This window comes from Methylomonas rosea (assembly GCF_024505055.1).
Lineage (GTDB): Bacteria > Pseudomonadota > Gammaproteobacteria > Methylococcales > Methylomonadaceae > Methylomonas > Methylomonas rosea.
In genome coordinates this window covers 53,864-74,499 of sequence record NZ_JANIBL010000002.1, presented here as the reverse complement: position 1 = coordinate 74,499, position 20,636 = coordinate 53,864, and the positions used below count along the sequence as shown (strand labels likewise).

Below are 20,636 nucleotides of genomic sequence, written 5' to 3'. Positions count from 1 at the left end.
CCAATCGGTCCGCGCCAGCGCGGAAACCAAAACTAAATCCCGCTGGGCGGCTTATCCGTTCGGCCTATCTGTTCCTTAAAAATCATCTAGTAAATTATTGTGATAGAAAAACTCAGAAACATCGCGATCATCGCCCACGTCGACCACGGCAAAACCACGTTAGTTGACCAACTTTTACAGCAATCCGGCACCTTCGACGCGCACACTAAAGTCGACGAACGGGTGATGGACTCCAACGCGCTGGAAAAAGAACGCGGCATTACCATCTTGGCAAAAAACACCGCGATTGACTGGAACGGCTATCACATCAACATCGTCGACACCCCAGGCCACGCGGACTTCGGTGGCGAAGTCGAACGGGTTTTATCGATGGTGGATTCGGTTTTACTGTTGGTCGACGCCGTCGACGGCCCAATGCCGCAAACCCGCTTCGTCACCAAAAAAGCGTTTGCCCTGGGTTTAAAACCCATCGTCGTGATTAACAAAGTGGATCGCCCAGGCGCCCGTCCGGATTGGGTGGTCGATCAAACCTTTGATTTGTTTGATAACTTAGGCGCAACCGATGAGCAGTTGGATTTTCCTATTGTGTATGCCTCGGCGTTAAATGGTTTTGCCGGTTTGGAAGCCGACGTATCGGGCGGCGATATGACACCGCTGTTTCAAACCATCGTTGATAAAGTAGCGCCGCCGCCGGTTGAGGTCGATGCACCTTTCCAAATGCAGGTCATCAGCCTGGATTACAACTCTTATGTCGGCGTTATCGGCATCGGTCGCATTCAACACGGCAAAGTGACGCGCAATATGCCGTTGACCATCGTGGACAACGAAGGGAAAAATCGTAGCGGTCGGATGTTGAAACTGTATGGTTTCCATGGCTTGGAACGCGTTGAAGTGGAAAGTGCGCAAGCGGGCGACATCATTGCTTTCTGCGGTATTGAAAACCTGAAAATCTCGGAAACCTTATGCGACCCTAACAATGTGGTTGCATTGCCGCCGCTATCTGTCGATGAGCCAACCGTGAGCATGACCTTTCAGGTTAATAACTCACCGTTTGCCGGCAGAGAAGGTAAGTTCATTACTACCCGCCAAATCTATGACCGCTTACAAAAAGAGTTACAACACAATGTCGCGCTGCGCGTTGAAACTACCGATGACCCTGACAAATTTAAAGTGTCCGGACGTGGCGAATTGCATTTATCGGTGTTGATCGAAAACATGCGCCGCGAAGGCTTTGAGTTAGGCGTATCGCGTCCACAAGTGATCATTCGCGAAATTGATGGCGTGAAATCAGAACCGTTTGAAAACGTCACGATTGAAGTGGAAGAGCAACACCAAGGCACCATCATGGAAAAATTGGGCGAACGGAAAGGCGACCTGAAAGACATGGTACCCGATGGCAAAGGCCGCATCCGCTTGGAATATGTGGTGCCTTCTAGGGGCTTATTGGGTTTCCAAACCGAGTTCTTGACCGCAACCTCCGGCTCCGGATTGTTCTATCACGTCTTCGACCATTACGGCCCCGTGAAAGAAGGCGCGGTTGGTAGTCGCGTGCGTGGCGTGTTGATTTCCATGGCTAAAGGTAAAGCGGTCGATTATTCGCTGTATCCGCTGCAAGCTCGCGGCGAGTTGTTAGTGGTTAACGGTGATGAAATCTACGAAGGCCAATTAGTCGGCATCCATTCTCGCAGCAGCGATTTAGTGGTTAATCCAACCAAACCAAAACCTTTAACCAATATTCGTGCCGCGGGTACCGACGACAGCTTGACCTGCGCCAAAATTCAAAAAATGACGCTGGAACAAGCTTTGGAGTTTATCAGCGATGATGAACTGGTCGAAGTGACGCCTAAATCAATTCGTCTGCGTAAAATCTTATTGACTGAAAACGAACGCAAACGCGCACCGAAATAGTCAAACTAAAAAACCGTTCTCGTCATTGCCGAGAACGGTTTCTTCAAGCCAAGCCGTTAAATACGGTTCTACTGCAATACAAACTTAACACCTATCACCAGCAGCAAGGTTGCCAACACCGGGCGCAGAAAATATTCCGGAATCTTGGCGCTCAAATGACTGCCGATCCAAATCCCCGGCACCGACCCCAGCAACAAGCTGATCAACAAATCCAGATCGAAATTACCCAGACTCAAATGCCCCAAACCGGCCACGGCGGTCAAAGGAATCGCATGCGCCAAATCGGTACCGACAATTTTCAATGTGGTCATTCTTGGATACAGAAATAACAAAGCCACAGTCCCTAAAGCCCCGGCACCCACCGAGGATAATGTGACTAACACTCCCAGCACCGCACCGGTAAACACCGTAGCAACTTTTTCCCAGCGCGGCGAAAAACGGCCACTGTTTTCCTGATTACTATGCTCGTCATCGATTGCCGCAGTCTTGGCCGCTTTGCGCAACAGAATACTGCGCACCAACAAGGCCAGAGCCGTCAGTAACAACGCCACGCCCAAGGTAAAGGTAATGGCGCCGGTCACTTCCTTGCCAACCTCCATCAGATTTTTCAGTACATACAAGGTTATACCGGCGAAAGGCAAACTACCCAGCGCCAACCAGCCGACAATTTTCCAATCCACCGAACCGTGCTTACCGTGATGAACAAACACCCCGGCGGTTTTCGTAATCGACGCATAGAGTAAATCGGTGCCTACTGCAACTGCGGGTTTAAAGCCAAACAAAAAGACCAGAAGCGGCGTCATCAACGAACCACCGCCGACACCGGTAACGCCCACCAGCATACCCACGACAAATCCGGAAGCCGTATACATTAAATTCATAGACAATCACCTCAAACTTCATAATATTCGATAAGTGATCTCATTATGCCAGCGCAATCGCCCAGCTTATTAATGATTAAATTGCATATGTATATTTAATTTTCAGATATTGGCACGCGTAGACGCCACAACACAAGCTGCACAAGTAAATCAGCCTATTGATCGATGGATGCATGGTTTGATTTAACTATCTTTCAACGTTGCTAGATATGCCAGACACAAAAAAGCCGCGATTTACGCGGCCTGCAACGGGTTGCTGGATTGTCTGGAGCAGCCAGAACATTATTCAATGTTCTGTATTTGCTCACGCATCTGCTCGATCAATACTTTCAGATCGATGGAAATTTGCGTCATTTCCCGGTCGGCGGACTTGGAGCCCAGGGTGTTGGCTTCGCGGTTCATTTCCTGCATTAAAAAGTCCAGACGACGTCCGGTGGGTTCCGGTTGTTTCAAGGTGCGTAACACTTCAGCGACGTGGGTTTCCAAGCGATCCAGTTCTTCGGCCACATCAAGTTTTTGCGCCAGCAACACCAACTCCTGCTCCAAACGATCAAAATTAGGTTCGGCGACCATCTCCAGCACCCGGCTGGTTAACTTACTACGCAAGTTATGCAACACATCCGGCATGCGTTTGTGGGCCGCTTCGACCAGCAAATTGATTTTATGACAGCGGTCTTCCAATAATTGCGCCAGTTGCGCTCCTTCACGGGCGCGGGTTTCCAGCATTTTATCCAGCGTTAAGTCCAGCAACTGGACAATTTTTTCGCGTAGCGCCTCCTTGTCGGTTTCGGTTTCTTGCTGCACCCCCGGAAACGCGAGCACCTCTAATGCGGAAAACGGCTGAGGATTGCTCATCAACGCTTCGATACCGGCAGTAGCCGTCAGCAATTTTTCGACTATTTCCCGATTGATATTGAAACTGTTATCGCTGGCTTGTTTTTTGTAACTCAAGGCACATTCGATTTTGCCTCGCTTCAGTTTGTCGGCAATCAGGCGTCGGGCGTCGGCTTCGACAAAGCGCAGCCGCTCAGGCAACTTGACACTAAGATCGCTGTAACGATGGTTAACCGAACGTAACTCGCAAAGGATGGTCAGATTGTCGGCGCTTATTTCGCCGTCCGCGAAAGCGGTCATGCTTCTTATCATTTTTCACCTATAATCGTTACGCTTAACCCGCCCAGCTTTGCACATGGCCGAATACTACGATCCAGAAACTTATCCCAAGGAATGGAATTACCTTCAATCGGGAACCATTATAGATCAGTACATGATCGAGCGGGAATTGGCGCACGGCGGCTTTAGTTCTGTATATCTGGCCAGACAGCTGGCCGATCAGATTCAGGTGGCGATTAAGGAATATCTACCCCGCAAGTTGGCGCACCGCACCTGGAATAATCTGGTGGTCCCCAACAACGAAGAGGCCAAGGTTTTGTTCATGCGCGGCCGCTCTCTATTTTTTGAAGAAGCCAAAGTGTTGGCGATGCTGAAGCACCATAACATCGTCGATGTCATCAATTTCTTCCAAGCCAACGACACAGTTTACATGGTGATGACTTACGACTACGGCATCACCCTGGACAAAATCCTGCACAAACGCAGCCTGCCGATTAACGAAGCCTTCCTGCTGACCGTATTCAAGCTGTTGTTGACCGGCGTTGAAGCGGTGCATCAAAAAGGCTTGGTGCATCTGGACATCAAGCCCGCCAATATTCTGATCCGCAGCGAAAACGACCCCTTGCTACTGGATTTCGGCGCCATCCGCAAAATCACCCTGGACCCGCAACGCAATCGCGCCAAAGTGCTGACCAACGGTTATTCGCCCATCGAGCAATACGACAGTAACGGCAATCTCGGTCCGTGGTCGGACATTTATGCGGTAGGTGCCAGCATGCGCGCCTGTCTGGATTATAAAATTCCGCCACCCTCGCCGGACCGCATCAAACAGGACGATTTGCCGCCCGCCGTAAAGGCGCACAAACGGCACTTTCCTGAGTATTTACTCAAAGCCATCGATTGGGCCATGGCGGTATTTCCGGAGAATAGACCGCAAAGTGTCGCGGAGTTGCAGCAAGCCCTAAGTGCCGGCAATAGTTAAAAATCCGCCCGGTAAAGCCAGTATAATGCCGGCAATTTATATACCAACGAGATGAATATGAGACCAAGCGGACGCAATCCCGATCAATTACGAGAGATACGCTTTACCTGTAATTACACCAAACACGCCGAAGGTTCGGTGTTAGTAGAGTTTGGGGACACCCGGGTTTTATGCACCGCCAGCGTCGATAACAGCGTCCCACGGTTTTTAAAAGGTAAAGGCGAAGGTTGGGTCACGGCCGAATACGGCATGCTGCCGCGTTCTACTCATAGCCGGATGGACCGTGAAGCCGGCCGGGGCAAACAAGGCGGCCGCACTCTGGAAATCCAACGCTTGATTGGTCGCTCTTTGCGTGCTGCCATCGATTTGAAAGCCTTGGGCGAAAACACCATCACCATCGATTGTGACGTGATTCAAGCTGACGGCGGCACCCGCACCGCGTCTATCACCGGCGGCTTTGTGGCACTGTCAATTGCCATCGAGCATTTGTTGAAAACCCACAAAATCAAGAAAAACCCGCTGCATGGTCAAGTCGCTTCGGTATCGGTGGGGATTTATAACGGCGTACCGGTACTGGATCTGGATTACGCCGAAGATCATCAAGCCGAAACCGACATGAACGTGGTGATGAATGAAGCCGGCCACTTCATAGAAGTGCAAGGCACAGCCGAAGGCCATGCGTTCAGAAAAGACGAATTGAACGCGATGCTGGAACTGGCCGAATTCGGCATCAATCAATTGTTGGAAAAACAACAGGCCGCGTTGCGAGACGCCAAAAAGCCGGCCCCGCTCAGAGTCGTACTGTAAGCTGGAATGAGCTCGATAGTTTTAGCCAGCGGCAATCCCGGCAAAATCCGCGAGATTCAAGCCATCCTGCAAAACGATAAAATCCTGCCGCAATCGCAATTTAATGTGGTTGAGCCGGAGGAAACTGGCGCGACTTTTATCGAAAACGCCATCATTAAGGCCCGCAACGCCGCCGCACATTGCAACTTGCCGGCCATTGCCGACGACTCCGGCTTGGCAGTCGATGCACTGGGCGGTGCGCCGGGCGTGATCTCGGCACGCTATGCCGGCGTCGGCGCTTCGGACCAAGCCAATCTGGACAAATTGCTGGCAGACATGCGCGAGGTGCCGGAGGAACAACGCTCGGCGCGCTTCATTTGCGTGATGGTCTATCTGCGCCACGCCTTGGACCCGACGCCCATCGTCGCCCAAGGCGTTTGGGAAGGCCGGATTCTAGGGCAAGCGGTCGGCGAGAACGGCTTTGGTTACGATCCGGTATTTTGGGTGGAACAATATCAATGCTCTTCAGCGCAACTGGCGCCGGAGCTAAAAAATGCCCTCAGCCACAGAGGTCAAGCCTTGCGAGCGCTTAGCCAGCAACTCGCCGGCTTGTGAACAAGCTGCACGGGATCGCCGGACAGTTTGCCGGCGGGCATGACGTTGGCAACATCAGCCAGCTCGGCAACGGCTTAATCAACGACACTTTCCTGGTGAATGCCGGAGACGCCCAATTTGTGTTGCAAGGCATTAATAGCCAGGTGTTTCCACAGCCGGAACAGGTTGTCGCCAATTTGCAGCAGCTGAACCGCCATATCGCGCAGCAAGACCCGGCTAACATACAGCTTCGGATTCCGGCGCTACTGCCAGCCAACGATGGAGAAGCGTTTTACCGTGATGACGACGGCCAAATTTGGCGGGCTTTAGAGCTGATCAGTCCGGCCGAGAGCCGCGAGCAACTCAGCAATCAGGCGGAAGCCAGCCAAGTCGGCTTTGCGCTGGCGCATTTTCACCGCCTCTGCGGCACGCTAGCGCCGGAATTGCTGCATGACACGCTACCCGGCTTCCACATCGCCCCCGCTTATTATCAAAATTATTTGGCTATTCTGGACCGACCACTGCCGGTCGCGATGGATGCCGAGTTTCGGCAATGCCAAGAGTTTATCGAGGGCTTTCGAGACCGAATCGCAGTGCTGGAACGAGCCAAACAGCGCAGCGAATTACGGGAGCGCGTGATACACGGCGATCCGAAATTGAACAACTTTTTATTCGAGCCGGGCAGCGACCGGATTGTCAGCCTAATCGATCTGGATACCGTCAAACCGGGCTTGGTGCATTACGACATCGGCGACTGCCTGCGCTCCTGTTGTCATATTCGGCCCAGCAATCAATTCGACATCGCCCGCTGCAAAACCATTTTGACCAGCTATTTGGCCGAGGCCGGGCAGTTTTTCGAACAGGCCGATTACGACTATCTGTATGCGGCCATCGAGCTGATTCCGTTCGAGCTCGGGTTGCGCTTTTTTAGCGATTATCTGCAAAGCAACCGCTACTTTAAAGTCAAGCAGCCGCGAGAAAATCTACAACGCGCTATCGAGCAATTTGCCTTATGCGAGAGCATCGCGCAGCAAGAAACCGAATTGATGTACGTCATCGCCAACATCGCTTAAAACCTCAGCAATATTATTTAAGAAAACTTAAATCAAATGCGTATCGGCTGATGCAGGAAAAGCCTCCGCCGCGGCCTCGGCGCTGGGTAACTCCAGCCAAAATTGACTACCGACACCCGGCTCGCTGTTAAAGCCAATGCTGCCGTCCATGGCTTCCAGCAAATATCGGCAAATCACCAGACCGATACCGGTGCCTTCGATATGAGTAGTTTCCGCACCCAAACGCTGGAACGGTTGAAACAGCTCGGATTGCAAATTTTCTTGGATACCCAAGCCCGTGTCCTCGACGCATATCCGCACTTTGCCGTCTGTTTTTTGGCATAAAATCGTCACTCGGCCGTTTTCACGATTGTACTTAACGGCATTGGACACCAAGTTTTGGATGATTTGTCGCAGCCGGCACGCGTCGGCCCTTACCGAGAGCTGGGCACCATCCACAATCAGCAACTCGATATGCCGCTGCGCGGCCAACCCTTTAAAATATGTCATGACATCGTCCAGGACACCTTGTAAGCGCACTGGCTCGATGAACAGCTCCAAGTTACCCGACTCGATACGCGCCAAATCCAGCACATCGTCCACCAGCGTCAATAATTGCCGACCGGCCTTCAAGATATACGCCACCGGCTCTTGCTGTAGCGCCAGCAAAGGTTCTGGTTCGCCAATATTTAGCCGCTCCGCAAAGCCGATGATCACATTCAACGGGGTACGCAATTCGTGACTCATACTGTTCAGAAACATCGATTTCGCCGAATTGGCGCTTTCGGCGGCCATTTTGGCTTCCAGTAATGCGTTCTCCATCCGCTTGCGTTCGCTGATGTCATGCAATACACAGTGACATTGCACGAACTGGCCATCGACGTCCAACTGAATACCCCATTCCAACAAGGCGATGAGCGTGCCGCCGTCGTGATGCCGCAAGTGTAACTCCTGCCCCGTGGGTAATGATCCCATCTGTTGTAAATCGATAAAATGATCGATAAAGTCGATAGGATAATTCGGGTCGCTGAGTTCGTTAAAATGCCTATCCAATAAATCCTCGTAGCGGTAGCCGAGCATTTGGCAGAGCTTATCGTTGGTATCCAGAATATAACCGCTAATATCCAAAGCCAAATAAGCGACCGGCGAATTTTCCACCAATTGCCGGAAGCGACTTTCGCTGGCCTGTAGCGTTTGTTCGGCTTCCTTACGTTCGGTAACATCGAAAAAAGTGGCTAAAAATCCGTCGTCAAGGGTGATGCCGGAAACGACCATCGTGCGAATTTTGCCGCGCTTGTCAGTTATCCGATATTCCAAGCCCTGAATGTCGCTGCCATTTTCCTGGGCATCGCGTAAGGCATCCTCCCAAATAGCCATAGCCTGTTGCCGATACAGCGGTTCCGGAAAAGCCAATGGCCACCAATCGTCGAGGGTAACCACTTCCGCATTGGTGTAACCAAAAGTTTGGATGAAACGGCTATTGAGCTCGACGATACGCCCATGCCGATTCACCACACCCAACGGCATGGGTAGCCGTTCGAACAAACGCTGGAACAAAGCCTTGTTTTCTTCCAGCTCGGCTTCGTTGGCTTTTTGCCGGGAAATGTCGGTAAAAAAACCGTGCCAGAGGGTCGCGCCGTTTTCAACGCGTTCCGGTGTGGCGTGGCAGCTTATCCACCGACTACCGTGTTCGGGATGCAGCACGCGAAACTCAGCCCTGAACACCTCGCATTGGCGCGCCGATTTGGCAATCAGATGTTTGATGGCCGGCAAATCGTCACTATGCGTAATGGCAAATAACGGCTCGGCATCGTCCACCACCTGATCCGGCGCCACCCCCAGCAAATCGAGGAGTTTACTGCTGGCATAAGGCAAACAAGAACTACCGTCGGCGCGCAGCAAATATTGGTATATCACTCCAGGTACATTGGCGGTAATCTTTTGCAGATAATCGGCGTTAGCGCGGGCCTGTTCTTCGTTGTTTCGCAACCTCTCAAGCATTCGCCAGCTCAAAAAAGCAATAATGCTATTGAAGGCGAAAAGATTCCAAATAACGTTCAGCCAGGGCAGCGGATGATAGGCATACACTTGGTAATCGACATCGAATTTGACCCAATGCTGAGTAGCCACAAAACCGAGCAAAGCCATACTCAGAATATTGATAACCATCAGCCAGCCGGCAAGCGGAAAATCGAATAGAAACACGCACAATAAAGTGTACAGCGGCGCGAATAGTTTACTGCCGGCAATCAGACCGAATTGCAACAGTCCACCGTAGGTAACCACCCAGAATATAACCATCAACGAAATTGCCCGGGCGATGTAGGAAATCCGTTTGCGGCCTAACCATAGCAACCAAAGCGCTATCAAAATCAAGATCTGGACGGTCATGACCGGTTGCCAGCCCATGAACATTGCTCGCGATAAGGATATTCCCAAACTTGGAATACCTAATGTTGCAGCGACCAACAGGATTGCATTCAGCAAATGGTTACGTAAGCCGACTATATCCTCATACTTGGTTTTCATAAACGGTATTCTATTACCCGGCTATCCTCCTCACGAGAAGCGATAAAATCTTGTTTGCCAATGAGTTCGCGCATATTCACCACCTCAATCATCTTCGTCATTTTAAGAAGTTTAGCAGTTACTAAAACCCAGCGACGCCAAAGCCAAGCAACAATTCGGCGCTTAGGTAATCGAAGATTCGGCGACTGAAAAAGGAGCTCCGCTGCTTTGCGAAGAGGAACGACAAGGGCAACAACAGGAAAAGATTAATCTGGGCTATCACCTTCCGGCAAAACCCTGGCTGTTGCGTTAAGAAATTATTGTTGCTATTGGACTTATCGAGAGGTCGCCGGCCGGCTAAATTCCGCCTACCAATCGCTGCGAAGCAGCAAAGGATTGAAATGCGATGAAAAGTGTTCCGCCAAGGAGCTTGTGGCAGACACTCAGGCTTCGCCTACCGAATAGTGTACTGTCTCATTCCTCCCCGGCTTGCTCCGTGTTCCAGAACAAGCCGAAGATGACCGCCAGGCAACGCTCGCTGCCTGGCCCGACAAAGAGACTTAATGTCCGGAAGAGGATGTCGGACAGGAAACGCTAAAGCCCTGAATTTCTACCGCGACATTACGATCCGCCGCAGCCTGCAAGAAATCGGCTATGGTTTCCATAATATCCAGATCGATAAATTGCGCTTTGGTACCGTCGATCAACAACTCGCTGTCATCGGGTACTTCATCCAGATATTTACGCAGCAAAGCCTTGTTCAAAAACGAAACGTCCTTATGCAAACGCAATAGATAATGCGGACCGTGCTGGGTCAAAGTGATTGCCGCATGGAAATTGGCTTTCAATACAAAGAAGAAACCGCAAGCCATCCCAATGGCAATACCCAGCAACAAGTCAGTGAATAAAATCGCCACAACGGTAATCGCAAACGGCGCGAACTGATTCCAGCCCTTGCGATAAAACTCCACGAACAATGCCGGCTTGGCTAGTTTGTAGCCGGTTTGCAGCAGAATCGCCGCCAAACAGGCCAATGGAATCATGTTCAAGTATTTCGCGAAAAACAGCACGCTGACCAACAGCAAGACACCGTGGAAGAACGACGCGATTCTGGTTTGGCCACCGGCATTGATATTGGCCGAACTACGCACGATCACGGCGGTAATCGGCAGGCCGCCCATCAATCCGCTGACCATATTGCCCAAGCCCTGAGCCTTTAATTCCCGATTGGTCGGTGCAACGCGTTTGTGCGGGTCCAGTTTATCGACCGCTTCTATACTCAGCAGCGTTTCCAGACTGGCGATAATCGCAATGGTCACCGCCACGCTGTAAATTTTCGGATTGCTGAAATAACTGAAATCCGGCAGACGCAATTGGTTGATAAAGTTGGCAGTACTGCCCAACTCGGGAAGCGATACCAAGTGCTTTTCGCCAATGATCATATCGGGCGCAAAATGCAGTGCCAGGGCGTTGAAACTGACACCCCAAATAACGGCCAGCAACGGACCGGGAATCAGCTTTAAAAGTTTGAATTGCTTGATAAATCCGGAGTCCCAGACGATCAAAATCAATAGTGCCACGGCGCTGACAATGGTAACGCCTGGGGTAAACGCTTCCAAGGCCTCCGACAATTCGAAGAAGCTCGATTCGGCGCTCTCTTGCATATAACTTTCATCGCCTTCGAAACTGGTATCGTAACCGGTGGCATGCGGCGTTTGCTTGATAATCAAAATCAAGCCAATCGCTGCCAGCATGCCTTTAATCACCGAAGCCGGAAAAAATGCGCCAATCACGCCGGCTTTCAAAAAGCCCAGCACTATTTGCAAGCCGCCGGCCAGCACTACGCTCAGCAAAAAACCGCCAAAACCACCCAAGGTTTCGATGGCCTCAAAGACAATAACCGTCAATCCGGCAGCCGGTCCCGAAACGCTTAATTGCGAGCCGCTGGCCCAGGAAACCAGAATACCGCCAACCAAGCCGGCAATAATTCCAGAAAACAACGGCGCGCCGGACGCTAACGCAACCCCTAGGCATAACGGTAAAGCCACCAGAAAGACCACGATGCCGGCCGGTAAGTCCTGGTGCAGATGTTTCATGTAAGAATTCAATTGAGATGTCATTGGTTTACCCAGTCGTTACGAAAATCCGGATGCTAGTCGGCATAGCGGTAAATCGGATTGATTTGCGTGTTGTGGTCGAGTTTGATCAATTCGCTAATCAAGCCGTCGTTCAGACCGTATACCCAGCCATGAAGGGTGGGTTTGTGCCCATGTTTCCAGGCGGACTGAATGATCGAGGTATGAGCTAATCGGTAAACTTGCTCGACGATATTCAGCTCGATCAGACGATCGGTTTTTTTCTCCGGAGGAATAGACTCAAGCTCTTCCTGATGAAAACGGTATACATCTTTAATGTGCAGCAACCATTTATTGGTGATAACCAGATCGGACTTTTGCGGCTGCAAGGCCGCTTTCACGCCGCCGCAGCCGTAATGGCCGCAAACGATAACGTGCTTAACTTTTAAGACCGAGATGGCATATTGCACGACGCTCAGGCAATTGAAATCGGTGGTGATAACCTGATTGGCAATATTGCGATGTACAAAAATTTCGCCCGGCTTGGCATTGACGACTGTCTCCGCCGGCACCCGGCTATCCGAGCAGCCTATCCATAAAAAATCGGGCTTTTGCTCTTTGGCCAGCTGGATAAAAAACTCCGGGTCTTTTCTACTGATCTCTTCCGACCAAGCTTTGTTTTCGAGCAGTAATTTCGCGGGTGTAATCATAATGGGTGTCCTTATTTTTCATAACTATGCGTTCCAGAGCGTGTCCGGAACTGATTGTTCAAAAGAGTATGTCTTTACCGGCAATACTATATCGAATCGAAACTATATAGCAATTGCTTTGCGATCTAAATCTAGGCTAAAGCGAAAGTTATATCGAACCATCGCTCGGCACACCTAAAATTGCGGTTCTCTGCGTATGTTTCGATTCCGTTGTCATCTGCGGAACCGCCATGCTTAATCGCTGCGACCAGAACTGCAAACTGGTTTCTTGCCAGGACAACAGCCATTGCGGATAAAGGCCTATCATCAATACCAGCAGCACCGGCACGACCAACAAAACCAGCTCGCGGGGGCGCAGATCCTGGGCTCTGGCGACACTGTCGTGCACAACCGGACCGAAGAATGCCCGTCTGACAAAACCCAACAGATACGCCGCACCCAATACCGCGCCGAACAATGCCACCATCGCCAGTGCCGGATAAGCCTGCAAAGCGCCGAGAATCATCAGTAATTCCGCCGGGAAGCCATTGGTGCCGGGTACGCCGATGCTGGACAGCGCAAATACAAAAAATAAGACGGTCAGGCGCGGCATAGGTTTGGCCAAGCCGCCGAGATGAACCAGATCGGTACTACCCAAGCGTTGCTGGATCATACCGGCGAGCAGCATCAAGCTACCGGCGACGATGCCGAAATTCAGCAATTGCATCACCGCGCCTTGCAAACCTTGCAGATTAAAAGCGGCGATGCCGACAATGACCAGACCGACATGGCTGATGCTGGAATACGCCAGCAAGCGGCGCAGATTGGTTTGCTGCAACGCGATCAAGGCACCGTAAATCAGTGTCACCGCACCCAGTATGGCCAACAGCCAGCGATGCTCCAAGGCCGCTTGCGGCGCCAGCGGTATCGCAAAACGGATAATACCGTAAACACCCAGCTTCAAACCAACCAGCAAGGCGCTCAGGAACGCCGGCGCCTCAATGGCCGTAGTCGGCAGCCAGGTGTGAAACGGCAGCAACGGCGCTTTTACGGCAAACCCCAAAAAGAGTAACAGAAAGATCAGGCCCTGCGCTGACTCGGGTATCGGCGTATTGAGTAAAACCGGCAAACTGAAAGCCAAGTCCTGCGGAATTGCCCCCCCGGTATAGTGCGCGTGATTAATCGCCAGCAAAATGATCCCGAACAATATGGGCACACCGCCGAACAACATATACAAGGTATATTTCATCGCCGCGTACCGCCGTTCGGCACCGATGCCCCATAAGCCGATCAAAAAGAAAATCGGCGGCAAGGTCAGCTCCCAAAACAGGAAGAACAAGGCCAAATCCAACGCGGTAAACACGCCGATAGTCACGCTTTCCAGGGCCAGCATCAGCGCCAACTGAAAGCGGTTTAAATGCCGCACGCTATTCCAGCTTGCCAGCAGGGCCATCAGGGTCAGTAGGGCTGTCATTGGTAAAAACAATATCGAGATTCCGTCTACGCCGAGTTGATAATGGATATTAAGTCCGGGTATCCAGGGATAGTCTTCCAGTAACTGAAAATCGCCGCGTTCGGCATCGAAAACCCAAGCCGCGGCAATGGTAAACAGCAATTCCACCACAGCAACCAGCAATGCGCCGCGCTTGGCTAATTCTCTATCCTGGATAAACGCCAGCAACAGCGCTCCCAACAGCGGCCAGGCCAGACATAGGGACAGCAATGGAAAACTATCAGTCATGGTGCGGGCCGTTCATGTGGTGGCTGTGATGTTCCGGATAATGTTCGCCAATTTCCTTGGCTTCCTGATCGATAAATTTCAACCAGGGCGTGGTGTAAAAACCGGTGCCGATCAGCAGGCCGCAGATGGTCACGGCGATAATGCGCTCCTTAAACACCGGATGGTGAATGCTGCCGTAAGGCTCGACGAAGCGCTTGGGGTGGGCGATGAATAGCCGCTGAAACGCCCAAAGCAGAAACGCAGCACCCAGCACATTGCCCAGCAAAATCGCGATTGCAATATACCAGCCGTGTTCCTCGATGGTGCCTTCGATCAGCAAATGCGCCGCGTCGAAACCCGGCGTGCCGGGCATGACCATGGTGCTGAGCGCGGAAATCAAAAACAGCAAGGCAATTGTCGAATTGGTTTCGAACAAGCCGCCCAGGCGCGGCAGGAAGGAGGTTCGAGTGCGTTCGTAAATCAAACCGATACTGAACAACATACCGGCCGTCGCCAGACCATACGCTATCGACAATAGAATGCTGCCTTCCAACGCAAAATCGTTGAAGGAGAACACCCCAATCGCCAACATGCCGGTATGACTGATCACCGCAAACGCCAGCAATCGGCGCATATTGATCTGCATCAGCGCCAGCAAGGCACCGTAAAAAATGCCGATCAAGCCCAAATCGACGACAAAATGCACCCATTGCTCGGCAGCGCCCGGCACCAAAGGCAAGATGAAACGAATCAGGGCGTAAATGCCCAGTTTCAAGCCGGTCAAAAAAATCGCCGCGCTGGCGGCGGTGCCGTGTTCCGCCAGCAAAGGCAGCCAGGCATGGAACGGAAACAGCGGCATGCGGATGGCAAAGCCGAAAAACAGCAGGATAAATATCAGGGTTTCGTTGGGAATTGCCAGGTTGTGGTGCTTCAAGGTCAACCAATCGAAGCTTAAATCCATGCCGTTTTGCGCCAGTCCAAAGCTCAGCAAGATAAAACCGGCCAAGCTCATCGCCAAGCCGGACAGCCAGTATTGCAACACCGATTTAACTACATGATTGCGCTGTTTACCGGTGCCGGCAAATACCGTCAATAACACCACCGGCACCAGCTCCAGCAAACACCAGAACCAGAATTGCAGGGTATTTAGCGCGGCAAACGCGCCGATTAATATGCCTTGATAGGCCAGCAGGCAGGCAATGAACAAACGGTCTTGGCGATGCCGAGTGATCATGGTGTAGACCAGCGCCAGCAAACCTAAAATTGCCGTCAGAGGAATAAACAGAATATTGGTGCCGTCCACGCCTACCCGATAGTTCATCCCCAGCAATTGAAAATGTTCGGCAAGATGGATGCCGGGCGTTTCCGAATCGAATATCAGCAACAAATAAATGCCGAGCACCACGTTCAGCAGCGCGCCGCCGAAGGCCAGCCGCACACTGTAAATGGGCTTAGCGAACACCACCAACAACATGGTCAGCAGCGGTACCAGGGTCAACACCGTCAATAGCGGCACCGCCGCCACGACGTGCCAGAAAACAATAGGGGTATTCATCGGTATCCCAGCGCTACCATCAAGGTGATCAACACAAACAACGCCAGATAGCGCGGCTGTAACAATAGTTGCTCGAAACGGTTGGCAGCCTGACCCAAGCGCCGTCCGAATCGAATCGAATCACGGCCGATGCCGCGCAGAATAAAATGATATTCAAACCAGTTCAGCAGGGCTGCCGTCCACTGCGCCAGCTTACCGGCCAGACCGCTGCCTTGCGCGAAACTATCTTCCTGGCTATCCAGGTTGGCGCCCATTTTTTGTTCTTCCCATTGCGCCAAGGACGACACCGCCCTGATCGCCGGTGCCGGCGCGCCTAAGGCCTTATCGACTATGTGTTCGTCGATATAGCGCACGTCCTTGGCCAGCCGCAAAACCGGTTTGACCAACAGCCAATCCATGGCCGGCTCCAGCCAGCCGCGCTGCAAGGACGCGATAAACGCCCAACGGCAATTCGCCAGCGCCGGTGCCACCGGTTGGATCGGTTGACCGTGAGTGTTATGCAAGATGGAGGGTGCGGTTAGCAGCAAATAGCAACGCACCACCGCATGCGCGCACAGATGCCAGGCCGCCAAACTCCAAAAGCCCAGCCCGCATTCGACGAACATCAAGCCCAGTTGCGCGGAAGTGGCAAAAATCTGCGAACTTTTAATATCAGTCTGACTCAAGCCCACCCAATGGCTGTAAATCGCCGTCAATGCGCCAATCACGGTCAATAGCAGCATGGCCAACGGCGCCTGCACAAACAAAGGCTGCAATTGAATGATTAAAAACACGCCGGCATGGATCATGGCGCCGCCGTAAAAAATAGCGCTGGACGGCGTCGGTCCTTCCATCGCCCGCGCCAGCCAGGGTGTGAACGGGATCTGCGCGGATTTGGCAAATGCCGCCACGGCAAAACTCAAGGCCAACAAAGTGGCGTCGCCCGGTTCCAGGTCGGCCGCGCTGTTGTTGATCGTTTGCCAGTCGGCGTTTTCCAGCCAGGCCAAGGCCAGGCCAATGGCCAGAATAAAGCCGCCGTCGCCAATGCGATTGGTGACAAACACCCGCGTCGCGTTATGTGCGGCAATGGGGCGGTCGTAGGCATAGGCTATCAGCCAGTAAGAACAAACCCCGGCGATCTCCCAGGCAATAAAGGTAAACACCGCATTGCCGGACAACACCAACAGCAGCATCGCCGCCGCAAATAGATTCAGGATGAAAAAGAAGCGGTGGAAACCGGCCTCGCGGTGCAGGTAATTCACCGAGAAACGTATCGCCACCACCAGCAGCAAGGAAAACAAACTCGCCAAAACCAGATTGAAGCCGCCGGTGGCGAGTGTGTAGTCTACGGTCAGCGTGCCGCTGCGCAGCCAGATACCGTAAGACACAGAGTCGGGAAGCAGGCCGGATAAATCGGCTATCAATAAACCTAAGGCCGTCAGCACAGACAGGCCGATAGCCGTCAAAGCCAGCCGGGCGGTGGTTTTCTCGCCGGCCTCGCCGTCGATAATCCTGCAAAAATGCAGGCCACCTATCAGCAGCGCAGCCAATAACGGAAACAAGGGAATCAAGGTTGCGTAGGCTACCATACTCACGCAACTCCCATTAATTCGGGCTGCTTAATCAGCATTGGCGTCACCGGCTGGGTTTCCTCGCGGTAACAATCCGGGGAGTTGTCCCTTACCGCCAGCTCGATGTCGCCGGGCTGCCAACGCACAAAGCCGACGCCGCGCTGAAATACAAATATCTCACCGCTGTCAGGATCTTTGGCGCTGAGATGCACCCAGCCGCCGCCTATCAGTTCTCGCAGGCTTTCCTGCCGGCCATAAATTTGCTCCAGCACTGCGGTTTTGGCTTCGACGATGATTTGCAAGCGCATAGCCTCGTGAATCTCGATCATCTGCCGGGGCAAACCGGTGCGCAAATCGCTGCCGGCACCTTCCATCACCGCGCAAAAGCCGGTCAGATTGTGCGGCACTTTCGAACCGCAACCCAGCCGCTCGTTATTCACGGTGGAAAAATAATATTCCAGATTGATGCCGGCACCGACCGGGCCAACCGCCAACAAGATACCTTCCAGCACCATGCCTTCCGGGTCTTGACTAGGATCGTAGGAAATCAAAAACAAGCGGCGGTCGAAAAACGCACCTTGCGTCAACGAGCGTCTGCCGACCAGCGCGGCGGCATTGGTGGCGTGGCCCAACTCCGGTCGAGCCTGGGAAAAATCGGCGGCCCGACCGAGAAAATGCCGCAAAGCTTGTTCCGGTTCGGGCCGACGCGGCGCGGAAGCCAGGCGTCGGCAACGCTCATGAGCAGACATGCGCTGTGCGTGTTGCATCTGCTGCATAAATTTATTGAAAGCCGCTTGCCGCTCGGTTGGCACGGCAATGCTGTCATACCAGGTAATGTCTTCGTCGCAGGTGTTGTGTTCGGCGCCGATAAACCAGGTATCGTCTGGAATAACGATGCCGCGCTCGGTCAGCAATTGCCGCACCTCTGGACGATTGGCCATCGCCGCGAACAGCCGCGCATTCGGTCCACCATGCCGGCCGCTACAAGCCCCACAATCATAAGCGGATAAATGCGGATTGTTTTGGCTCATCGAGCCGTGGCCCATCAAGACCACCAATTCGGCAAAGCCATAGGTCAAGCCGGTATTGCGCAAAAACCCGGCGATCCGATCAGCTTGTTCCTGGTCGGTAAAGCCCAGTCTCGGCTGTTGCGGTGTGGCCGGCGTCGCGGCGTCGGTAGCGGTAAAATTCAATTGCGAGGCCACATCGGGCGCGATCTCTTTCGCCGCCGCAACCAACAGCTGATGCTGAGTTTTCGGAATGAAGCTTTTCGCCAGCAAACCGAGCAAGGTAAACGGCGCCATGGCGTTAATCACCGGATACGCCAGCAGCGCATCGCGGCGCAAGCCATGATGGAGCAAATCGGCAATTCGTTGCTTCAGATTACGGCCTTGCCGGTGCCGGGCCAAGGCTTTTTCCTGGCCGGGTTGACTGCACTCCTGAACATTGTGCGCCGGCACCACGACAACCGGACACAGAGCCGTCAATTTGCTGTCATCCAAGCCTTGATAATTCATCGGCACGCCGAAAAACCCAGCGGCCCCCAGCGTTTCGATAGCCGGATTGAGTTCTTCCAAGTGGCGACGGATACCTTCCTCGCGGTCGTCCATGCAAAACACGATTTGCGCCTCGGGCCGGCTATTGCGTTGCGCCCAACGCCCTCTATTGTGATTAGCGTGCAAGGTTTGCAGCAGCGCTTGCTGATAGTGGCGTTCATAGGCGTTCAGCCAAACGGTGCTACGCTGTGCTTCGCTGAAAGCGTCGATAATGCCCAGGCACTCCAATAGCAGTACCGGCTCTAAATGCTGCACATCATTGGCGGTTAAACCAAGTAATTGACAGACCCGAAACAGCCGCCACCCCTGGTTATAAACACTCAGGGCCGAGGGCGCCAGCGGGCTGAGCTGCCAAGTCCAGATCCGTTCGGCCAAGGTCTGCCAGGCTTGCTTGTCTCGCGATGCCTCGTTTAATAACGATTGCGCGGCCAGTGCCAGATATTCCGGCAATTGGCCCTGAATTAAGGCCTGCCTGACCGAAAACTCCGCCAGGTTTTTCGAAAAATAGCCGCGCAGTTTGTCCAGTTGCGCCTCGCAATGCCATTGCCGGCGGCAAAGCTGTTCGGCGTAAAGCCGGTCCAGGGTCAAGCGTATCGCCAAGTAATCGGCCAATAAGGGCTTCGTGTCGTCGTCTGCTTGATAATCCGGGTGGCCCTGACGCCAGTTGATCAAGCCGGACCAACCCGGCAATTCCAAGGCCAGTCTTTGCAAATACCCGGCCCAGCCTTGTTCCGGGACAGCCAGCGCCGTCAGTTGTTGGGTAATGGCGTCAATGGCATCGGCCGGCAACGCTGCGGTAACCGCTTCCCAATCATTCAATTCCTGAAAAACCGGCTGGGCGTCGTAGATCAAACTCTCGCGCCAGGCTTGATACAAACCCAGTTCTTCCCGCTTGGGTAAGCGCCAGGCCGCCAGCCCTTCGTCCAGCAAGGACGAGCACAAACGGATCAATTGCGGGCGTACCGTGTCCAAAATATCCTTGCCGGTCAAAGCCAACAGCAAGCCACGCACGGTCAAACTGTCGCCGACCCGCGAAAACAGCTTTGCCATACTCTCCTCGCTGAATTGGCGCAGATGCTGCTCCGCGCCGGCATCTGCCGTATCCGGCAACCATTGCTGGATTTGCTCGGCGGACAGGTCGAGCAAATCTTCCGGATGCAAGTCAAGCATCTGCAAGCCAAGCTTGGCGAGCAAGGCGTCCCACAACTCCCGAGCGGTTTCGCCCGCGGCAGACGGCCTATCCAACACGCCCAGTTCGCGCACCTGCCAATCGAATTGCGCGGGCGTCAGTGCAGACAAATCGTGCAGCAAGGCCAGCCGATAAAGCATTTGCTGAGTGATGGTTTTGCCATGGACCTTGCAAATCTCGGTATCCAGCGTATCCCCAAATTGCTGCCCTAAAGTGGCGTCAATATCGCCATCGTCAATTCGGCCCTGCGCATAAAGCTCGCGAAACTGTTCGGCCGACAGATAGCAGCTGATACCGGTTAACTGAGTAAATTCCGCCAACGCTTGTTCGAACGGCAAATGCTGAAAGCCATGCAAGGTATTGTGATGCACGAAATCGTGAATCGGCGCCTGTCCCGGCAGGACATGATCCAGGTGGTGGATCGCGTCGAGGATAATGTCGCGCGGAGAGGCGCTATTCGATAAGGAATCGTGCATGA

14 protein-coding genes are annotated in these 20,636 nt (G+C 52.9%); 5 read left to right on the top strand and 9 right to left on the bottom strand.

Annotated features, from left to right (window positions below; all coding sequences use genetic code 11):
• Window positions 1-99 precede the first annotated feature (99 nt).
• Window positions 100-1,908, top strand: coding sequence for a translational GTPase TypA (typA, locus tag NP589_RS01015; RefSeq protein WP_020484208.1), 1,809 nt, complete (start codon window positions 100-102; stop codon window positions 1,906-1,908).
• Window positions 1,909-1,976: 68 nt separating this feature from the next.
• Here typA and NP589_RS01010 read toward each other — a convergent pair whose 3' ends face one another.
• Together NP589_RS01010 and NP589_RS01005 are read right to left on the bottom strand one after the other, a co-directional pair.
• Window positions 1,977-2,789 (bottom strand): sulfite exporter TauE/SafE family protein, encoded by an 813-nt coding sequence (locus tag NP589_RS01010; protein ID WP_256605275.1) that lies wholly within the window; start codon window positions 2,787-2,789, stop codon window positions 1,977-1,979.
• A 282-nt stretch (window positions 2,790-3,071) separates the two neighbouring features.
• Window positions 3,072-3,923, bottom strand: coding sequence for a YicC/YloC family endoribonuclease (locus tag NP589_RS01005; RefSeq protein ID WP_256605274.1), 852 nt, complete (start codon window positions 3,921-3,923; stop codon window positions 3,072-3,074).
• 55 nt (window positions 3,924-3,978) lie between these two features.
• Here NP589_RS01005 and NP589_RS01000 point away from each other — a divergent pair, with 55 nt between their 5' ends.
• Genes NP589_RS01000 through NP589_RS00985 form a run of 4 tightly spaced genes read left to right on the top strand, consistent with a single transcriptional unit; the run spans window position 3,979 to window position 7,337 of the window.
• On the top strand, window positions 3,979-4,884 hold the full coding sequence (locus tag NP589_RS01000) for a serine/threonine protein kinase (protein WP_256605273.1): 906 nt from the start codon (window positions 3,979-3,981) through the stop codon (window positions 4,882-4,884).
• Between the two features lie 57 nt (window positions 4,885-4,941).
• Entirely contained in the window at window positions 4,942-5,691 is a 750-nt protein-coding gene (gene rph, locus NP589_RS00995; protein ID WP_256605272.1) for a ribonuclease PH, read from the top strand.
• A gap of 6 nt (window positions 5,692-5,697) precedes the next feature.
• On the top strand, window positions 5,698-6,285 hold the full coding sequence (gene rdgB, locus NP589_RS00990) for an RdgB/HAM1 family non-canonical purine NTP pyrophosphatase (RefSeq protein WP_256605271.1): 588 nt from the start codon (window positions 5,698-5,700) through the stop codon (window positions 6,283-6,285).
• Window positions 6,282-7,337: a phosphotransferase enzyme family protein gene (locus tag NP589_RS00985; protein WP_256605270.1), complete on the top strand. Its 1,056-nt coding sequence runs from the start codon at window positions 6,282-6,284 to the stop codon at window positions 7,335-7,337. The genes rdgB and NP589_RS00985 overlap by 4 nt, the downstream gene beginning before the upstream one ends.
• A 27-nt stretch (window positions 7,338-7,364) precedes the next feature.
• On the opposite strand, the gene NP589_RS00980 is transcribed toward NP589_RS00985, so the two are convergent.
• The 7 genes from NP589_RS00980 to NP589_RS00950 form a co-directional block, all read right to left on the bottom strand.
• The gene (locus tag NP589_RS00980; RefSeq protein WP_256605269.1) at window positions 7,365-9,845 is read right to left on the bottom strand and encodes a PAS domain-containing sensor histidine kinase; all 2,481 of its coding nucleotides are present in this window, start codon (window positions 9,843-9,845) and stop codon (window positions 7,365-7,367) included.
• Window positions 9,846-10,384: 539 nt separating this feature from the next.
• Entirely contained in the window at window positions 10,385-11,944 is a 1,560-nt protein-coding gene (locus NP589_RS00975) for a SulP family inorganic anion transporter (RefSeq protein ID WP_256605268.1), read from the bottom strand.
• A gap of 32 nt (window positions 11,945-11,976) precedes the next feature.
• Window positions 11,977-12,609 (bottom strand): carbonate dehydratase, encoded by a 633-nt coding sequence (gene can, locus NP589_RS00970; protein WP_256605267.1) that lies wholly within the window; start codon window positions 12,607-12,609, stop codon window positions 11,977-11,979.
• 148 nt (window positions 12,610-12,757) lie between these two features.
• Window positions 12,758-14,329 (bottom strand): complex I subunit 4 family protein, encoded by a 1,572-nt coding sequence (locus NP589_RS00965; protein ID WP_256605266.1) that lies wholly within the window; start codon window positions 14,327-14,329, stop codon window positions 12,758-12,760.
• The gene (locus tag NP589_RS00960) at window positions 14,322-15,863 is read right to left on the bottom strand and encodes a complex I subunit 4 family protein (RefSeq protein ID WP_256605265.1); all 1,542 of its coding nucleotides are present in this window, start codon (window positions 15,861-15,863) and stop codon (window positions 14,322-14,324) included. The genes NP589_RS00965 and NP589_RS00960 overlap by 8 nt, the downstream gene beginning before the upstream one ends.
• Window positions 15,860-17,431, bottom strand: coding sequence for a proton-conducting transporter transmembrane domain-containing protein (locus NP589_RS00955; protein WP_256605328.1), 1,572 nt, complete (start codon window positions 17,429-17,431; stop codon window positions 15,860-15,862). Before NP589_RS00955 ends, NP589_RS00960 begins: the two co-directional genes overlap by 4 nt.
• A 2-nt stretch (window positions 17,432-17,433) precedes the next feature.
• Window positions 17,434-20,634, bottom strand: coding sequence for a DUF2309 domain-containing protein (locus NP589_RS00950; RefSeq protein WP_256605264.1), 3,201 nt, complete (start codon window positions 20,632-20,634; stop codon window positions 17,434-17,436).
• Window positions 20,635-20,636 lie beyond the last annotated feature (2 nt).

Bases quoted from the DNA above. Each gene is read 5' to 3' on its own strand.
- rph (WP_256605272.1), top strand. From the start codon at position 4,942: ATGAGACCAAGCGGACGCAATCCCGATCAATTACGAGAGATACGCTTT.
- NP589_RS00965 (WP_256605266.1), bottom strand. From the start codon at position 14,329: ATGACTGATAGTTTTCCATTGCTGTCCCTATGTCTGGCCTGGCCGCTG.
- NP589_RS01010 (WP_256605275.1), bottom strand. From the start codon at position 2,789: ATGAATTTAATGTATACGGCTTCCGGATTTGTCGTGGGTATGCTGGTG.
- can (WP_256605267.1), bottom strand. From the start codon at position 12,609: ATGATTACACCCGCGAAATTACTGCTCGAAAACAAAGCTTGGTCGGAA.
- NP589_RS00975 (WP_256605268.1), bottom strand. From the start codon at position 11,944: ATGACATCTCAATTGAATTCTTACATGAAACATCTGCACCAGGACTTA.
- rdgB (WP_256605271.1), top strand. From the start codon at position 5,698: ATGAGCTCGATAGTTTTAGCCAGCGGCAATCCCGGCAAAATCCGCGAG.
- NP589_RS00960 (WP_256605265.1), bottom strand. From the start codon at position 15,863: ATGAATACCCCTATTGTTTTCTGGCACGTCGTGGCGGCGGTGCCGCTA.
- NP589_RS00950 (WP_256605264.1), bottom strand. From the start codon at position 20,634: ATGCACGATTCCTTATCGAATAGCGCCTCTCCGCGCGACATTATCCTC.
- NP589_RS01005 (WP_256605274.1), bottom strand. From the start codon at position 3,923: ATGACCGCTTTCGCGGACGGCGAAATAAGCGCCGACAATCTGACCATC.
- NP589_RS01000 (WP_256605273.1), top strand. From the start codon at position 3,979: ATGGCCGAATACTACGATCCAGAAACTTATCCCAAGGAATGGAATTAC.
- NP589_RS00980 (WP_256605269.1), bottom strand. From the start codon at position 9,845: ATGAAAACCAAGTATGAGGATATAGTCGGCTTACGTAACCATTTGCTG.
- NP589_RS00955 (WP_256605328.1), bottom strand. From the start codon at position 17,431: ATGGTAGCCTACGCAACCTTGATTCCCTTGTTTCCGTTATTGGCTGCG.